We start from the raw sequence: 17,751 nt of genomic DNA, 5'->3' as shown, positions 1-17,751 counted from the left end.
GTCTTCATGTCAACAGATATGGAATTAGTGATTATAACTGGAATGTCGGGAGCAGGAAAAACGGTTGCGATTCAAAGCTTTGAAGACCTTGGTTTTTTCTGTGTAGATAATCTGCCTCCGACGCTTTTACCGAAGTTTCTTGAGCTGATGAAGGAATCCGGGGACAAGATGAATCGTGTAGCAGTTGTCATGGATTTAAGAGGAAGAGAGTTTTTTGATTCTCTTTTTCAGGCACTTGATCAGTTTGATGATGAAGAAACGCTGAAGCCGCGTATTCTATTTTTAGAAGCTGATGATCAGGCGCTTGTGAGACGCTATAAAGAAACGAGACGCTCTCACCCGCTTGCACCTGCCGGACTGCCGATGGAAGGCATTAAGCAGGAAAGGCTACTGTTATCTGAATTAAAGGGACGCGCACAGACGATTTATAATACGTCAAATTTAAAACCGAGAGAACTGCGTGAGAAAATTCTTCAGGAGTTTTCAGTAAACAAGCAGTCTTTATTTACAGTTAATGTGATGTCGTTTGGATTCAAGCACGGGCTGCCGATTGATGCAGACCTTGTATTTGACGTAAGGTTCCTGCCAAATCCGCATTATATTGATCATATGAGACCCCAGACAGGCCTGGATGAAGAAGTTTCTGAGTATGTAATGAAGTGGAATGAGACGAAGAAGTTTCTCGAGAAAACGATTGATCTGCTTCAGTTCATGCTTCCTCATTATAAACGTGAAGGCAAAAGTCAGCTTGTGATTGCAATCGGGTGCACTGGCGGACAGCACCGCTCAGTAGCACTGACTGAAGAGATCGCCCGTGCATTTGCCAAGGATTATCACACTCAGATTGCACACCGTGATATTCACAAAAAGCAGGGTGCACCGAAAAAATGAGTCAAAAAGGTAAAGTTGTTGTGATCGGGGGCGGGACAGGCCTGTCTGTTCTGCTCCGCGGGCTGAAGCAGCACCCGCTTGATCTGACAGCAATTGTAACAGTAGCAGACGACGGAGGGAGTTCGGGCAGAATCAGGGATGACCTGAAGATTCCGCCACCGGGTGATATCAGAAATGTGATTGCTGCATTATCTGACGTTGAGCCGCTTGTAGAAGAGATGTTCCAATACAGATTTGCGAGTAAGAACGAATTAAGCGGTCATTCGCTGGGGAACTTAATTATAGCAGCGATGACATCGATTACCGGTGATTTCGCGCACGGCGTGGAGGAAATGAGTAAAGTACTGAATGTCAGAGGGCGCGTACTGCCTTCTGCCAACCAGAGTATTGTCCTGTCCGCTCAAATGGAGGACGGTTCAATTATTAAAGGTGAATCGAAAATCCCATTTAGCGGGAAGAAGATTGACCGGGTGTTTTTATCACCAAAGCATGTGAAAGCCCTGCCACAGGCGATAGAAGCCATTGAAGAAGCCGATATGATCATTATCGGACCAGGCTCGCTTTATACAAGTATCCTGCCTAATCTGCTTGTAAAAGAAATTGGGCAGGCTGTCTTAAAGAGTACTGCACCTAAAGTATATATTTGTAACCTGATGACCCAGGCCGGTGAAACGCTGAATTATACAGCTTCCCAGCATGTAGAAGCGATCTACAAGCATATGGATGCGAGATTTATGGATTACGTACTCGTAAATAATGAAGACGTTCCGGCGGAGATCCGTTCACTTTATGATAAAGAAATGGCGGAACCGGTAAAATTCGATGTAGAGCGTCTAAAAGGACTCGGACTTCAGGTGGTTTATGATAAAATAATTATTAATCGCGAAGGACTCATCCGTCATGATACTGATCGTGTCGCAGAAATTATTGTCCGCTTAATGGCTGAAACAAAAGATCACCTTGCGTAGTAAGTGAAAGAGGGAGGCGGAAAAGACACATGTCATTTGCGTCAGAAACGAAGAAAGAACTCACCCAGATAGAAGCAAATGATTGCTGCTTAAAAGCAGAATTGTCTGCACTGATCAGGATGAATGGATCACTGTCTTTTTCAAACAGAGTTCTGATCGTCAATATTCAAACAGAAAACGCGGCAATTGCCCGTAGAATTTATACACTGATTAAAAAGAATTATGTCGTGCAGGTGGAACTGCTTGTCCGGAAGAAAATGAGATTGAAGAAAAACAATGTCTATATTGTCAGAATTGCAGAGAAAGCACGTGATATTTTAGAGGACCTGAATATTTTAGGGGAAGGCTTTCAGCTGAATCATGAAGTAACACCTGCAATGATCGGCAAAAAATGCTGTCAGCGCGCTTACTTAAGAGGTGCATTTTTAGCTGGCGGATCAGTCAATAACCCTGAAACCTCATCATACCACCTCGAAATCTTTACAATGTATGAAGAGCATAACGATTCTCTGGCTAATCTTATGAACCAGTTTGATCTGAACGGTAAGACGATTGAACGTAAAAAGGGCTTTATTACTTATCTCAAAGAAGCTGAAAAAATCACTGAATTTTTCAGTCTGATCGGTGCACACCAGGCGCTTCTCCGCTTCGAGGATGTACGGATTGTCAGAGACATGAGAAATTCTGTCAATCGACTTGTGAACTGTGAAACGGCTAATCTGAATAAAACAATTGGCGCAGCACTCAGACAGGTTGAAAATATCCGCTTTATCGAGAGAACAGCGGGCCTTGGGATCCTGCCTGACAAGCTCAGAGAAATCGCTGAACTGAGAGTTGCCTATCAGGATGTTACGTTAAAAGAACTTGGCGAAATGGTCTCCGGCGGCGCTGTCAGCAAGTCCGGGATTAATCACCGCTTAAGAAAAATTGATCAGATTGCTGAAAAGTTGCGCAAGGGTGAAATGGTAGGAAACTAAGTTCAGGAGGAGATCAGATGCAGCAAAAAGAAGTAACAGTCAGGTTAAAAAGTGGATTGCAGGCACGTCCTGCATCCATATTTGTTCAGGAAGCTACAAAGTTTTCTTCAGATGTGTATATTCAGAAAGAAAATAAAAAGGTAAACGCAAAAAGCATAATGGGCTTAATGAGTCTTGCACTCAGCTCAGGTGAAAGCTTTACATTAATCGCAGATGGTGCTGATGAAGAAGCAGCGATGCAAACGCTTGCAGCATATGTAGAAGAAGAGAAATAATCAAAATCCCTTTTCGGTCACACCGAAAAGGGGTTTTTTAAAATGTAACGGTGTTTTAAAGGGAAACATAACTACAATGGCGAAATACATAAAGAAGACAATAAAATAGCCGACCACTCATCAGAGTGATCGGCTGCGTAACGCCCTCGAAGGGAATCGAACCCCTATCTCAAGAACCGGAATCTTGCGTCATATCCATTAAACTACGAGGGCACGCTTTAACGATGCTTTTCTATTATAATAAATGGGTTTTATGAATGCAAGAGAAGTTTTACAGTTACAGTGATGGTTCAGACTTGTACATCATAGGTTCAGATGGGTATGATGAAAGAAAGAAAGAAAAGTCATATTGTTTGACCTTGTTTGACCTTCGTTGTAAGATAACAGTACATATTGTTGCAACACACCATTAGATCGTTAAAGGAGGATTTTTCAATGAATTTAATTCCTACAGTTATTGAACAGACTAACCGCGGTGAGCGTGCATATGACATTTATTCACGTTTGCTGAAAGACCGTATCGTTATGCTTGGAAGCGGAATTGATGACAACGTTGCGAACTCAATCGTATCTCAGCTGCTTTTCCTTGAAGCTGACAATCCGGACAAAGATATCTATCTATACATCAACAGCCCGGGTGGAAGCATCACAGCGGGTATGGCAATCTACGATACAATGCAGTTCATCAAGCCGAAAGTCCACACAATCTGCATCGGTATGGCAGCTTCTATGGGTGCATTCTTACTGGCTGCAGGTGAAAAAGGCCACCGTTATGCACTTCCTAACGCTGAAGTCATGATTCACCAGCCACTTGGCGGTGCACAGGGTCAGGCAACTGAAATTGATATCGCTGCAAAGCGTATCCTGTTCCTGCGCGAAAAGCTGAACAAAATTCTTGCTGAGCGTACTGGTCAGGATTTCGAAACAATCGCGAAGGACACTGACCGTGATAACTTCATGACAGCTGAGCGCGCGAAAGAATATGGTCTGGTTGATCAGATCATGGACCGCAACAAGCTTGCTGAAGATGGTAAATAAGTTTTAAATCAGCCGGTCTCTCTTTGTGAGGGACCGGTTTTATGTTGAGCGATACAGCGGCACACTGGGGACGGAGTTGACTGATCCATTTTTACAATTATTACAAAAATGGATCACTGAACTCCGTCCCCGCTGTACCGCCTAATTCATGTATAACTAACAACCGAGGTGACCCAATGATCGTACACTACTACACCCGCAAAAACTGCGGCTTATGTGAAGAAGGAAAGTTAATGCTAGGTCTTGCGCAGGAGGATCACGGCTTTGAAATTGTTGAGCGTGATATTGATACATCTGACGAATGGACGGAGAAGTATGGGCTGATGATCCCTGTTATAGAAGTTGAAGGGGAAATCATTCAGGCTGGCAATATTGATTTTGTGACAATAAGTAAACGTTTTCAAAAAATGTCTTGACTTTATTTCTTGAAACGTTCTAAGAACCTTGCTATGATTAGAGTTGTAGCAGGGATCTTTTTTTTGGACTGAATGGGACATAATATGTCTATGCGGGACAAAAAATGACCAGGAACACTTCGATGTCAGGATATTGCCGGGCCTTGAAGTGATGTTTCACTGAAAAGGAGCTTTGATATGGCAAACATTATTGACATCCAAAAGCGTCTGGTGCCTGACCTGCTTGATGAGATTCAACTGAAGTACCAGGTTTTGAGGTCAGTCAGGTTTTTACAGCCTGTCGGCAGAAGAAGTCTTGCTCAGTCTCTTGGCATGACAGAGAGGGTATTGAGGAAAGAGGTTGAGCAGTTAAAAGCTCAGGATCTGATCCACATTCATTCATCGGGCATGAGCCTGACGAAGGATGGAATGGAAATCCTTATCCCACTTGAACGCATGATAAATGAGATATCGGGTATAACCTTAATGGAGCATTCATTAAAAGACATGCTGAAAGTCAAAGAGGTTATGATCGTACCCGGGGACAGTGACGATTCGCCGTGGGTGAAGGAAGAGCTTGGACGGGCAGCGATTCAGAGTATGAAGCCTTATGTCGGCACTGACACAGTCATTGCAGTGACCGGTGGTACAACGATGTCTGCAGTAGCGGGCATGCTGACGCCTGACTTTGCCACACCAGAAACATTATTTGTTCCGGCGCGTGGCGGTATTGGTGAGGATGTTCAGAACCAGGCGAATACAATCTGCTCGACAATGGCACTTAAATCCGGTGCGAGGCACAGAGTTTTGTATGTGCCGGATCAGGTCAGCCGTGAAGTGTATGAATCGATTAAGAAAGAACCTGCCATTAAAGAAGTGATGTCACTCATTACTTCAGCAGATATCGTTCTTCATGGAATCGGTGACGCCCATACAATGGCAAAACGCCGCAACACTTCAGAGGATCATTTTCAGACGATTTCTGAAGGACAGGCAGTCGGTGAAGCATTTGGTTATTATTTTGACGTGGAGGGCAATATTGTCCACAAGGTAAAAACCATCGGACTTCAGCTGAAGGACCTGGGCAATGTACCTAACGTATTTGCTGTAGCCGGAGGTCACTCCAAGGCACAGGCAATCCGCGCTTATTTTAAAGGCGCACCACAGACTTCTTCGACACTGATTACAGACGAAGGAGCAGCAAAAGAGCTTTTGAAAGGGTAAGACCTTTTAAAATATATTAAAGCACCATCCCCAAACATTCTAAGGAGGAATTATTCATGACAGTGAAAATTGGAATTAACGGATTTGGACGTATCGGACGTAACGTATACCGTGCAGCACTTAATAACCCGGATGTAGAGGTTGTAGCAGTAAACGACCTTACTGATGCTAATATGCTTGCACACCTTCTACAGTATGACTCAGTTCACGGAAAGCTAGATCAGAAAGTAGAAGTAGATGGAGACGACAACCTTCTTGTTGACGGACACAAAGTGAAAGTTCTCGCTGAACGTGACCCTGCAAACCTTCCATGGGGCGAGCTTGGCGTTGAGATCGTAATCGAATCAACTGGTATCTTCACTAAAGGTGAAGCAGCTGCTAAGCACCTTGAAGGCGGAGCGAAGAAAGTCATTATCTCTGCACCAGCAAGCGGCGAAGATCTTACAGTCGTAATGGGCGTAAATGAAGACAAGTATGATGCAGCAAGCCACAACGTAATCTCTAACGCTTCTTGTACAACGAACTGCCTTGCTCCATATGCTAAGGTTCTTAACGACAAGTTCGGTATCAAGCGCGGTATGATGACGACAGTTCACTCATACACAAATGATCAGCAGATTCTTGACCTGCCACACAAAGACTACCGTCGTGCGCGTGCAGCTGCTGAAAACATTATCCCAACTTCAACTGGAGCTGCAAAAGCAGTATCTCTTGTACTTCCAGAACTTGAAGGCAAGCTGAACGGTATGGCTATGCGTGTACCAACGCCAAACGTATCACTTGTTGACCTTGTAGTTGAACTTAATCAGAATGTAACTGCTGACGAAATCAACGCTGCACTTAAAGAAGCTGCAGAAGGCAACCTTAAAGGAATCCTTGCATACAGCGACGAGCCGCTTGTATCAACTGACTACAATGGCAACACGAACTCTTCAATCGTAGATGGTCTTTCTACTATGGTTCTTGAAGATAACATGGTTAAAGTACTTTCTTGGTATGATAACGAAACTGGTTACTCAAACCGCTGTGTAGACCTAGCTGCTTATATGGCTGAAAAAGGACTGTAAGAAGTCCGGATTTTTAGAGAGTATGATTGGTCTTTCGGCTGGTCATCCCTTATAATAAGAGGGTGAAACGGGGAGCGGGGAATGATCCCCACTCCCTTTTTTCATCCGCTTGCCAATAAATTGAAGGAGGCCTGTATTCAATGAACAAGAAAAGCATGAAAGATGTTGATCTTAAAGGGAAACGGGTATTTTGCCGCGTAGACTTTAACGTGCCGATGAAGGATGGAGAAGTGACAGATGATACGCGCGTGCGTGCAGCCCTTCCTACGATTAAGTATTTAACAGAAGCCGGAGCGAAGGTGATTTTAGCGAGCCACCTTGGACGTCCAAAGGGTGAAGTTGTTGAGGAACTTCGTCTTGCACCTGTTGCAGCGCACCTGTCTTCACTGATTGGAAAAGACGTAAAAACAGTTGAGGAAGCATACGGTGAGAAAGCTGAAGAAGCTGTTTCTTCTCTTGAAGAAGGAGACATTCTCGTTCTTGAAAATGTGCGCTTCTATCCTGGTGAGGAAAAGAATGATGCTGAACTTGCGAAGCAGTTTGCAAGCCTGGCTGATGTGTATGTCAATGATGCATTCGGAGCGGCACACCGTGCACATGCTTCTACTGCAGGTATTGCAGAACACATTCCGGCTGTATCAGGTCTGCTCATGGAAAAAGAGCTTGATGTGTTAGGTAAAGCTTTATCTAATCCGGAGCGTCCGTTTACAGCAATTATTGGCGGAGCAAAAGTAAAAGATAAGATCGGTGTGATCGATCATCTGCTTGATAAAGTGGATAACCTGATTATCGGTGGCGGCCTTGCTTATACATTTGTTAAAGCACAGGGTCATGAAGTCGGAAAATCTCTTTTAGAAGAAGATAAGATTGATCTTGCGAAAGAATTTATGAAAAAAGCAGAAGACAAAGGCGTGAAGTTCTATATGCCGGTCGATATCGTCGTAGCGGATGATTTCTCAAACGATGCGAATATTAAAGAAGTTTCAGTCGATGAAATTCCGTCTGACTGGGAAGGTCTTGATATCGGACCGAAAACACGCGAATTGTACCGTGATGTGATCCTTCAGTCCAAGCTTGTGATCTGGAATGGACCAATGGGAGTATTTGAACTTGATTCATTTGCAAATGGTACAAAAGCGGTAGGACAGGCCCTTGCTGATGCACAGGATACATATTCTGTCATCGGTGGAGGAGACTCAGCTGCAGCAGTCGAAAAGTTCGGCATGGCTGATAAGATGAGTCATATCTCAACAGGTGGCGGTGCCTCTCTTGAGTTTATGGAAGGTAAAGATCTTCCAGGCGTTGTCGCACTAAACGATAAGTAAACCGGGAAAGGATGATTTTCAATGCGTAAACCAATTATTGCAGGAAACTGGAAAATGAATAAAACAGCATCTGAGGCGAAAGCTTTTACTGAAGAAGTTGCTTCAAAAGTACCTTCAAATGACAAGGTGGATGCTGTAATCTGTTCACCGGCACTATTTTTAGCAAATCTTGTGGATTTAACTAAAAACTCAGATGCCGCTGTAGGTGCACAGAACATGCACTTCGAGGAAAATGGTGCATTTACAGGCGAAACAAGCCCTGTAGCACTTCAGGACCTTGGCGTGCAATATGTCATTCTTGGACACTCTGAACGCCGTGACATGTTCAATGAAACGGATGAGTCAGTAAACAAGAAGACACATGCTGCGTTTAAATACAGCCTTACACCAATCGTATGTGTGGGTGAATCTCTTAAGCAGCGTGAAAACAACGAAACAAAAGACTTTGTTGGTGGCCAGGTAAAGGCTGCACTTGAAGGATTATCTGAAGAACAGGTAAAACAGACAGTGATTGCATACGAGCCTATCTGGGCAATCGGCACTGGTAAATCTTCAACTGCAGAAGATGCAAATGAAGTATGTGCACACATCCGTTCAGTGGTTGCTTCGACTGTGTCAGAAGCTGCTGCAGAAGCAGTACGTATTCAATATGGCGGAAGCGTAAAGCCTGCTAACATTGAAGAATACATGGCACAAAGCGATATCGACGGCGCACTTGTTGGCGGTGCAAGTCTTGAAGCAGATTCATTCCTTGCATTAGTGGAGGCTGGCGCAAATGCGTAAAGCCCCAGTTGCTTTAATTATTCTTGATGGTTTTGCACTGCGTTCTGAAACAAAAGGAAACGCAGTCGCTCAGGCGAAAAAGCCGAACTTTGACCGATACTGGGAAACCTTTCCCCACAACACACTGACAGCAAGCGGTGAAGCTGTCGGACTTCCGGATGGGCAAATGGGTAACTCAGAGGTAGGTCACCTGAATATCGGAGCAGGACGACCGGTGTATCAGAACCTGACGCGTATTAACATTTCAATCCGCGATAAGGAGTTTCATTCTATCCCGGAATTTCTTCGTGCGGTTGATAATGCGAAGCGTCACAACAAAGCACTTCATATTATGGGGCTGCTTTCTGACGGCGGCGTACACAGTCATTATGAGCATCTTTTTGCACTGCTTGAGATTGCAAAAGATGCAGGACTAACAAAAGTGTACGTTCACGGATTTTTAGATGGACGCGACGTTGCTCCTTCATCAGGTCTTCAGTATGTTGCGGATGCTGAAGCAAGAATGAAAGAGATTGGCGTTGGGGAATTCGCAACAATTTCCGGCCGTTATTACTCAATGGACCGTGACAACCGATGGGAACGCGTTGAAAAAGCGTACCGCGTGATGGTTGACGGAATGGGCCCTACATTCAGCTCTGCTGAAGAAGGTGTTCAGGCTTCTTACGGTGAAGAAGTGTACGATGAATTTGTCATTCCTTTCGTCATTGAAAAGAATGGAGCGCCTGTTGGCAGAATTGAAAATCAGGATTCAGTGATCTTCTTCAATTTCCGTCCTGACCGTGCAATTCAATTGTCAACAGCCCTCACAAACCCTGACTTCCAGGGCTTTGAACTGGGTCAGAATAAACCTGAGAATCTGCAGTTCGTCAGCTTCACGCACTATAGTGATAAAGTGCGTGCTGATGTAGCATTTAAAGCAGAGGATCTGAAAAACACAGTGGGAGAAGTGCTATCTGCTCATGGCCTGACGCAATTGCGTATTGCTGAAACGGAAAAGTACCCTCACGTAACGTTCTTTATGAGCGGTGGACGTGAAGAAGTATTCCCGGGAGAAGAACGCATCCTGATTGATTCACCAAAAGTGGCAACGTATGATCTGAAGCCTGAAATGAGTGCATACGAAGTGACGGACGCGTTACTTCATGCAATTAATGAAGACCGATTTGATGCGATCCTGCTGAACTTTGCGAACCCGGATATGGTTGGCCACAGCGGCATGCTTGAGCCAACTGTAAAAGCGATTGAAGCGGTAGACGAATGTCTTGGTAAAATCGTTGACCTGATTCACGAAAAAGGCGGACATGTCATTATCACAGCAGACCACGGCAACTCTGACGAAGTGATCACACCTGATGACAAGCCAATGACTGCTCATACAACAAATCCGGTACCGGTGATTGTAACAAAGGAAGGTGCAGAGCTTCGTGAAGGCGGAATTCTCGGCGACCTTGCACCGACTATGCTTGATTTGCTGAAGGTTGAAAAGCCTGAAGAAATGACTGGTGAGTCACTTATTAAGAAGTAAGGTTTCCTATAATCGCAGAGATCTACGCTCAAGGCAGATGCTTTCCGAGCGGTGGTCGCTGAGCCTCCTCGGCTTCGCCTGTGGGGTCTCAGCTGTCCCACTAATCGCTCCGGAGTCACTGCCCTCCGCTTCGATCTGCTGGATGCTTCTTAATAAAAAGGAAACAAAAGAACTTCCGGATTTTGTTTCCTACACAATATAATTTGAAATAGTTAATTCATATCACAGTGTACTTCCGGCCTGTAAATTGAATTTTGCTATCAAATGATTTGCACATAGTTGATTGAAGCGTAAGGGAGCGACTCCAGTGGCAGGAAGGGACGTGTGAGACAGAGCATGGCGAAGCCTGCTGGCTCACCGCCCGGCCACGGAAAGCGTCCCCCTGGAGCGGAAATCAACGAACTAACTAAAAAAAGCAAAATATCCCGAAAAATCATTTAAAAGAGGAGAGATTTTAACATGCCATTTATCGTAGATGTATACGCACGTGAAGTAATTGATTCACGCGGTAATCCAACAGTAGAAGTTGAAGTTTACACAGAAAGCGGCGCATTTGGCCGTGCACTAGTACCATCAGGTGCTTCAACAGGTGAATATGAAGCAGTAGAACTTCGTGACGGTGACAAAGACCGTTACCTTGGAAAAGGCGTTCTTAAGGCAATCGAAAACGTAAACAACGTAATCGCGCCAGAACTAATCGATAGCTATTCAGTACTTGACCAGGTATCAATCGACCATGCAATGATCGAGCTTGATGGTACTGAAAATAAAGGTAAGCTTGGTGCTAACGCAATCCTTGGTGTATCTATGGCAGTTGCTCACGCAGCAGCAGATTACCTTGATGTACCACTTTATCAGTACCTTGGCGGATTCAACGCGAAGCAGCTTCCAGTACCGATGATGAACATCCTTAATGGTGGGGAGCACGCTGATAACAACGTAGACATTCAGGAATTCATGGTAATGCCTGTTGGTGCTGAAACATTCCGTGAAGGACTTCGTATGGGTGCAGAAATCTTCCATTCACTTAAATCAGTTCTTAAAGACAAAGGTCTTAACACTGCTGTTGGTGATGAAGGTGGATTTGCGCCAAACCTTGGTTCAAATGAAGAAGCACTTTCAACAATTATTGAAGCAATCGAAAAAGCTGGATACAAGCCAGGAGAACAGGTTCTTCTGGCAATGGACGTAGCTGCTTCTGAAATCTTCAATAAAGAAGATGGCAAGTACCACCTTTCTGGAGAAGGCGTTGTGAAGTCTTCTGAAGAAATGGTTAACTGGTATGCTGAAATGGCTGACAAGTATCCAATCGTATCAATTGAGGATGGCCTTGATGAAAACGACTGGGATGGCTTCAAGCTGTTAACTGAAAAGATCGGTGATAAAGTTCAGCTTGTAGGTGACGACCTGTTCGTTACAAACACTGAAAAACTTGCTCGCGGTATCGAGCAGGGAATTGGTAACTCAATCCTGATCAAAGTGAACCAGATCGGTACACTGACTGAAACATTTGATGCAATTGAAATGGCGAAGCGTGCAGGTTACACTGCAGTCATCTCTCACCGTTCTGGTGAAACTGAAGATGCAACAATCGCTGACATCGCAGTTGCTACAAATGCAGGCCAGATCAAAACTGGTGCTCCATCACGTACTGACCGTGTTGCGAAATATAACCAGCTTCTTCGCATCGAAGATCAGCTTGGTGCAACAGCACAGTACCTTGGCGCTAAAACTTTCTATAACTTACGCTAATAATCAAGTCCTCTCTGCCTTTGATGGCAGGGGGGATTTTTTTGTAGCGGCACAGGGGGGGACGGAGTTGACTGATTCATTTTTATAATGATTCTAAAAGCGGCTCACTTAACTCCGTCCCCGGTGTGCCGGCTGACATCTTTCAATGCGTCTTTCATACAATAACTGAGAGGTGAAAAACGTGACGAGAGTAAAGCATAACAGCAAGGACATTGATCTGATTGCAAGGATGATGCGGGCAGAAGCTGAGGGTGAAGGGAAATTGGGGATGCTGATGGTCGGGAATGTGATCGTTAATCGTGCTGTAGCCGATTGTCTGGATTTCAGGGATGTGAGGACGATCAATGATGTGATTTTTCAGATTCAGGGTAATAATTATTCTTTTGAGGCAGTACAAAAAGGTAATTTGTTTTACAGCCCGGCAAGAGACCTGGAGCGAGATTTAGCTAGACAGGTCATTAGAAACTGGAGACAACACCCTTCCAAATATGCACTCTGGTACTTCAATCCATATGCACCCTGTCCTCCAACCTGGTACGATCAGCCATTTTCCGGACAATTCAAACAGCACTGCTATTATGAACCGCAGGCTAATACGTGTGAGAGTGTTTACAGGCTGTAACAAACAGCGGGGCTGCTGGGAATTCTTACATCATATGCTGAAAAGAGATCCTCTCTGTCTTATAGGACAGAGAGTTTTTTTTGGTGAAATAGAAGCTAAGTGGGGTGTTAATCAGCTTTAGTTTAATGTGCAAAGTGACTAATTGGTTCATCATGATAAATATTTAAATCAATGACAGGATTCATTTGATTACCAAAAGGATTAATTAAACTATTCAGAACCAGGTGCTCTTCCTGCAACATTATACGTAAAAATGATTACCGGGTTTAGTTATATACAAAAAGGAGATAATATTAATACGTTTTATTATCTGAATAAACAGAATATTTAGTTCAATATTCAGCGTTTATCAGTCATAATGAAATGTCAACTTGTCATGCTGGTATTTGATTCAACAAAAGAAGGAGGGGCTTTTGATGGAACAAATCATTATGTGCGAAGTGAACAGCTGTAAATTTAACAGAGATGGTACGAGGTGCGAGGCAGAGAAAATTCATGTTGGCTCTCATAAAAAACGTGCTGAATCCAGTGAAGAAACAGATTGCAAAACCTATGAACATGTATAAGAAAAAGCGGCTGCCGTGCGAGGCAGCCGCTTTTTTCAATCCGTACTCACTGTCTTTTCAACTGAAACTGCAGAGAAAGTATGGCACAAAGTCCGGCAATCACTAGAAACCTAATATAATGGGCCATGTACAGTAAATCCGTCAATCAGGAAGTTTTGATTTTTTGCATATTTTAGTTTTCTGACAAGTGTTAGTGTTTTTGAATAATGTCAAAAACAAAGATTGTATGCCTTATGGGCGTATGATAAAATGGAACGAGTGTAAGGTCGGTTCAGGAGGTGGAACACATGGAAACATTATTAACTGTCCTATTAGTCATCGTATGTATCTTGTTGATCGTCGTGGTTCTTCTGCAGTCAGGTAAAAGTGCTGGTCTTTCAGGCGCCATTTCTGGTGGTGCTGAACAGCTTTTCGGCAAGCAGAAAGCACGTGGGATTGACCTTGTTTTAAACCGTATTACTATCGTTCTTTCGGTACTGTTTTTCGTTCTGACGATTGCAGTTGCCTTTGTGCTACAATAAATGCTTAAAACCCGATCGGATGGTCGGGTTTTTATTATTTTGCGGATCATTAGACATCGTCTCGCTGCGCTTCAGGGGGGACGCTTTCCGCGGGGACGGCGCTGAGCCTCCTCGTGCTTTGCACTGCGGGGTCTCAGCTGTCCGTCAAATCCCGCAGGAGTCGCCCCCCCTTCCGCTGCGCTCGCCTGAGATTACTATTTGTAATTAGAGAGCATATTAAAATGACCATCCAGCCGGTAAATTGTTAAATGAGGATGTCGAAGTAAGGTGTTACTGCAGTCAGTGATATATATAGTGCATTCAATACCAGTGTCACTGCAGTCAACAGAGGTTATACAGCACTCCACCCGGGTGTATCGCTACGTCGGGAGACATCATATGTCATTCAAAAACCATACTAGTTATATTAAGACTTTAAATACGGTTGTTGAGCGTAGTTAACTGACTATATAGAATGTTGAGTCGTTAATGCTGTTTTGAATTTTGCCCATTTTGTTATTAGAGCACTTTCATAGTTGAGCGTAGCGGAAGGGGGCGACTCCGGGACGACTAGTGGGATAGCTGAGACCCCGCAAGCGAAGCTGAGGAGGCTCAGCGACCACCGTCCGGAAAGCGTCCCCCTGAAGCGTAGCGAAACGGTTCCATAAAACCTCCACAATGCGCACAAATAGCTTTCCACCGCGTTTTCTACTAAAATAGAACAAGACGAAATTGCAATTGGAGTGACTGAAGATGAAACTGAATTTACCAAAACCATTTACATTTGAAGGCGGGAAGCGTGCTGTACTATTACTTCACGGTTTTACAGGTAATTCTTCCGACGTGAGAATGCTTGGCCGCTTTTTAGAGAAAAACGGATATACATCACACGCGCCTCACTATAAGGGGCATGGTGTGCCACCTGAGGAGCTTGTAGAAACGGGACCTGAGGACTGGTGGAAGGATGTTGAAGCAGGCTATGAGCATCTGAAGAACCAGGGCTATGAGGAAATTGCGGTTGCAGGACTTTCACTTGGTGGTGTATTTTCACTGAAGTTAGGTTACACTGCTCCTGTAAAGGGTATCGTGACAATGTGTGCGCCGATGTACATTAAGAGTGAAGAAGTGATGTACAAAGGAGTTTTAGAGTACGCCCGCGAATTTAAGAAATATGAGAAAAAAGATGAAGATCAGATTGAAGCTGAAATGAAGGAATTTGAAAAGACACCGATGCAGACACTGAAGGGACTTCAGGAGCTGATTGGTGAAGTGAGAAATTCTGTTGATATGATCTATACGCCAACTTTTGTTGTGCAGGGAAGACATGATCACATGATTAATACAGATTCAGCAAATATTATCTTTGAAGGCATTGAAACTGATCAGAAGAAGCTGAAATGGTATGAGGAGTCAGGCCACGTGATTACGCTTGATAAAGAGAAAGAACAGCTGCATGAGGATGTGCTGGCGTTTCTTGATTCCCTTGACTGGTCAGTTGAAAAATAACAGCTGAAAATGGAGGGGCCGCTGATGGAAGAATCGGTGATGATAATGAAAGAAAAACTGCTCACGTACATGCGGGAAGAGGCTTATAAACCGCTGACTGTGCAGGAACTGGAGGAATCGTTCGGAATTTTTGATTCTGCAGATTTCAAAGACCTTGTAAAGTCGCTTGTGATTTTAGAGGAAAAAGGAGAAATCGTCAGAACAAGAAGTAACCGTTACGGCCTTCCGGAAAAAATGAACCTTGTACGAGGAACACTCTCAGGCCATGCAAAAGGATTTGCATTTTTAATTCCGGATGAGCCGGGTAGAAAAGACATCTTTATTCCGCCGAATGAATCTGCACACGCGATGCACGGTGACAAGGTAATGGTACGTGTATCAAGTGAATCAAGAGGAGACCGTGAAGAAGGTACGGTTGTTCGTATTCTTGAGCGTGGCACGAAGCAGGTTGTCGGAACGTATACAGAGAGTAAAAACTTCGGATTTGTGATGCCTGATGATAAAAAAATGACCAGTGATATCTTTGTTCCGAAAAATGCGAGCAAAGGTGCAGTGGAAGGTCATAAAGTGATCGTTGAAATCACAGCTTATCCGGATGGCCGCAACAGTGCTGAAGGCGAAGTGATCCAGATTCTCGGTCACAAAAATGATCCGGGTGTGGATATCCTGTCGATCATTCATAAGCACGGCATTACAATTGAATTCCCGAATGAAGTGATCGAGCAGGCGAATAACGTACCCGATGAAATTGATCCGGCAGACCTGAACGACCGCCGTGATCTGCGTGACGTGACGACTGTGACAATTGATGGCGCAGATGCGAAGGACTTAGATGATGCGATTTCACTCAGCAAGCTTGATAACGGAAACTATAAGCTCGGTGTTCACATTGCGGATGTCAGCCATTACGTGACAGAAGGCTCGCCGATCGATGAAGAAGCGTATGAGCGCGGGACAAGTGTCTACCTTGTAGACCGTGTAATTCCAATGATTCCGCACCGCCTGTCAAATGGAATCTGTTCACTGAACCCAAAAGTGGACCGTCTGACACTCTCATGTGAAATGGAGATTGATCAAAACGGCGGCGTGATTAAACACGACATTTTCCAGAGTGTAATCCGTACAAATGAGCGTATGACGTATTCTGATGTAAATAAAATTCTTGTTGATGAGGACGAAACGCTGATTGAAAAGTATGAGCCGCTTGTACCAATGTTCCGTGAGATGGAAAAGCTTGCAGCGATTCTGCGCGGTAAACGTTTTGGCCGCGGTGCGATTGACTTTGATTTTAAAGAAGCAAAAGTACTCGTGGACGAAGAAGGAAATCCGACTGAGATCGGTATCCGTGAGCGCTCTGTCGGTGAAAAGCTCATTGAGGAGTTTATGCTTGCAGCCAACGAAACAGTTGCTGAACATTTCCACTGGATGAACCTGCCGTTTATTTACCGCATTCACGAGGATCCAAAGGCTGAAAAGCTGGAGAGATTCTTTGAGTTTATTACAAACTTCGGTATTACAGTAAAAGGTACTGGAAATGAAGTGCATCCGAGAGCACTGCAGGAAATCATTGATGATATTCAGGGAACACCTGAAGAAATGGTGATTTCAACAATGATGCTTCGTTCAATGCAGCAGGCAAAATATGATGAAAACAGCCTTGGCCACTTTGGTCTTGCGACTGATTTCTATACGCACTTCACTTCACCTATCAGACGTTATCCTGACTTAATCGTCCACCGTTTGATCAGAACGTATCTGATCAATAAAAAGGTCGATGAAAAGACGCAGAAGCGCTTGTCTGAACAGCTGCCTGAAATTGCAGCACATACTTCAGGACGCGAGAGACGTGCAGTTGACGCTGAACGTGAAACAGATGAGCTGAAAAAAGCGGAGTATATGATGGACAAGATTGGTGAAGAGTTTGACGGTGTCATTTCTTCAGTAACAAACTTCGGTATCTTTGTTGAATTGTCCAACACAATTGAAGGACTTGTTCACGTCAGCTATATGACTGACGACTACTACCGCTTTGATGAGCGTCACATGGCGATGATCGGTGAGCGGACCGGTAACGTATATAGAATCGGTGATGAAATTTCAATCCGCGTTGTCAACGTGAATAAAGACGAGCGTGCAATTGATTTTGAAATAGTCGGCATGAAGGGTACACCGAGAGTCCGCAGAGAAACAGCACGCGTTGTAGACAGCCGCGGTAAAAAAGACGGTCGCGATAAGAAAAAGCGTACACGTGATGATGGCGGCAAAGGAGACAAGAAAAAGTTTTATAAAGGTGCTCCGAGAAATAAGAAGAACAAAAAGAAGAAGAAAAAGTAGGAT

General features: G+C 44.2%; 17 protein-coding genes and 1 tRNA gene. 17 read left to right on the top strand and 1 reads right to left on the bottom strand.

Annotation, left to right across the window (positions count from 1 at the left end; all coding sequences use genetic code 11):
• Positions 1–6: 6 nt before the first annotated feature.
• Genes rapZ through LG330_RS13770 form a run of 4 tightly spaced genes read left to right on the top strand, consistent with a single transcriptional unit; the run spans position 7 to position 3,111 of the window.
• A complete protein-coding gene (gene rapZ, locus LG330_RS13785; RefSeq protein WP_404404739.1) occupies positions 7–891 on the top strand; it encodes an RNase adapter RapZ in 885 nt (294 codons plus the stop codon).
• Positions 888–1,859 carry a uridine diphosphate-N-acetylglucosamine-binding protein YvcK gene (gene yvcK, locus LG330_RS13780; protein ID WP_404404737.1) on the top strand — a complete coding sequence of 324 codons (972 nt, stop codon included), beginning with the start codon at positions 888–890 and terminating at the stop codon, positions 1,857–1,859. Before rapZ ends, yvcK begins: the two co-directional genes overlap by 4 nt.
• A gap of 29 nt (positions 1,860–1,888) precedes the next feature.
• Positions 1,889–2,836: a DNA-binding protein WhiA gene (gene whiA, locus LG330_RS13775; RefSeq protein ID WP_404404735.1), complete on the top strand. Its 948-nt coding sequence runs from the start codon at positions 1,889–1,891 to the stop codon at positions 2,834–2,836.
• A gap of 17 nt (positions 2,837–2,853) precedes the next feature.
• Positions 2,854–3,111 carry an HPr family phosphocarrier protein gene (locus LG330_RS13770; RefSeq protein WP_404404733.1) on the top strand — a complete coding sequence of 86 codons (258 nt, stop codon included), beginning with the start codon at positions 2,854–2,856 and terminating at the stop codon, positions 3,109–3,111.
• 141 nt (positions 3,112–3,252) lie between these two features.
• Here the strand turns inward: LG330_RS13770 and LG330_RS13765 are convergent.
• Positions 3,253–3,324 (bottom strand) — tRNA-Arg (locus tag LG330_RS13765).
• Positions 3,325–3,546: 222 nt separating this feature from the next.
• Here LG330_RS13765 and clpP point away from each other — a divergent pair.
• From clpP to rnr, 13 genes are all read left to right on the top strand, one after another.
• Positions 3,547–4,149, top strand: coding sequence for an ATP-dependent Clp endopeptidase proteolytic subunit ClpP (clpP, locus tag LG330_RS13760; protein ID WP_404404731.1), 603 nt, complete (start codon positions 3,547–3,549; stop codon positions 4,147–4,149).
• 176 nt (positions 4,150–4,325) lie between these two features.
• Entirely contained in the window at positions 4,326–4,565 is a 240-nt protein-coding gene (locus LG330_RS13755) for a glutaredoxin family protein (RefSeq protein ID WP_404404729.1), read from the top strand.
• Positions 4,566–4,742: 177 nt separating this feature from the next.
• Positions 4,743–5,768 (top strand): sugar-binding transcriptional regulator, encoded by a 1,026-nt coding sequence (locus LG330_RS13750; RefSeq protein ID WP_404404727.1) that lies wholly within the window; start codon positions 4,743–4,745, stop codon positions 5,766–5,768.
• 56 nt (positions 5,769–5,824) lie between these two features.
• Positions 5,825–6,835 (top strand): type I glyceraldehyde-3-phosphate dehydrogenase, encoded by a 1,011-nt coding sequence (gene gap / locus LG330_RS13745; protein ID WP_404404726.1) that lies wholly within the window; start codon positions 5,825–5,827, stop codon positions 6,833–6,835.
• A gap of 140 nt (positions 6,836–6,975) precedes the next feature.
• Positions 6,976–8,160 carry a phosphoglycerate kinase gene (locus tag LG330_RS13740; protein WP_404404725.1) on the top strand — a complete coding sequence of 395 codons (1,185 nt, stop codon included), beginning with the start codon at positions 6,976–6,978 and terminating at the stop codon, positions 8,158–8,160.
• A gap of 21 nt (positions 8,161–8,181) precedes the next feature.
• Positions 8,182–8,943, top strand: a complete 762-nt coding sequence (tpiA, locus tag LG330_RS13735) for a triose-phosphate isomerase (protein WP_404404723.1) — start codon at positions 8,182–8,184, stop codon at positions 8,941–8,943.
• Positions 8,936–10,468 (top strand): 2,3-bisphosphoglycerate-independent phosphoglycerate mutase, encoded by a 1,533-nt coding sequence (gpmI, locus tag LG330_RS13730; RefSeq protein ID WP_404404721.1) that lies wholly within the window; start codon positions 8,936–8,938, stop codon positions 10,466–10,468. The genes tpiA and gpmI overlap by 8 nt, the downstream gene beginning before the upstream one ends.
• A gap of 459 nt (positions 10,469–10,927) precedes the next feature.
• Positions 10,928–12,220, top strand: coding sequence for a phosphopyruvate hydratase (eno, locus tag LG330_RS13725; protein ID WP_404404719.1), 1,293 nt, complete (start codon positions 10,928–10,930; stop codon positions 12,218–12,220).
• Between the two features lie 181 nt (positions 12,221–12,401).
• Positions 12,402–12,842: a cell wall hydrolase gene (locus LG330_RS13720; protein ID WP_404404717.1), complete on the top strand. Its 441-nt coding sequence runs from the start codon at positions 12,402–12,404 to the stop codon at positions 12,840–12,842.
• A 416-nt stretch (positions 12,843–13,258) separates the two neighbouring features.
• A complete protein-coding gene (locus LG330_RS13715; protein WP_404404715.1) occupies positions 13,259–13,408 on the top strand; it encodes a DUF1540 domain-containing protein in 150 nt (49 codons plus the stop codon).
• A gap of 287 nt (positions 13,409–13,695) precedes the next feature.
• The gene (secG, locus tag LG330_RS13710) at positions 13,696–13,929 is read left to right on the top strand and encodes a preprotein translocase subunit SecG (RefSeq protein WP_404404713.1); all 234 of its coding nucleotides are present in this window, start codon (positions 13,696–13,698) and stop codon (positions 13,927–13,929) included.
• A 732-nt stretch (positions 13,930–14,661) separates the two neighbouring features.
• The gene (locus LG330_RS13705) at positions 14,662–15,414 is read left to right on the top strand and encodes an alpha/beta hydrolase (RefSeq protein WP_404404711.1); all 753 of its coding nucleotides are present in this window, start codon (positions 14,662–14,664) and stop codon (positions 15,412–15,414) included.
• Positions 15,415–15,438: 24 nt separating this feature from the next.
• Positions 15,439–17,748 carry a ribonuclease R gene (gene rnr, locus LG330_RS13700; RefSeq protein ID WP_404404709.1) on the top strand — a complete coding sequence of 770 codons (2,310 nt, stop codon included), beginning with the start codon at positions 15,439–15,441 and terminating at the stop codon, positions 17,746–17,748.
• The last annotated feature ends 3 nt before the right edge of the window (positions 17,749–17,751 follow it).

Source organism: Jeotgalibacillus malaysiensis (assembly GCF_044789845.1).
Taxonomy (GTDB): domain Bacteria; phylum Bacillota; class Bacilli; order Bacillales; family Jeotgalibacillaceae; genus Jeotgalibacillus; species Jeotgalibacillus malaysiensis_A.
Note: the sequence above shows the minus strand (reverse complement) of the source record. Positions and strands in the feature narration are given on the sequence as shown.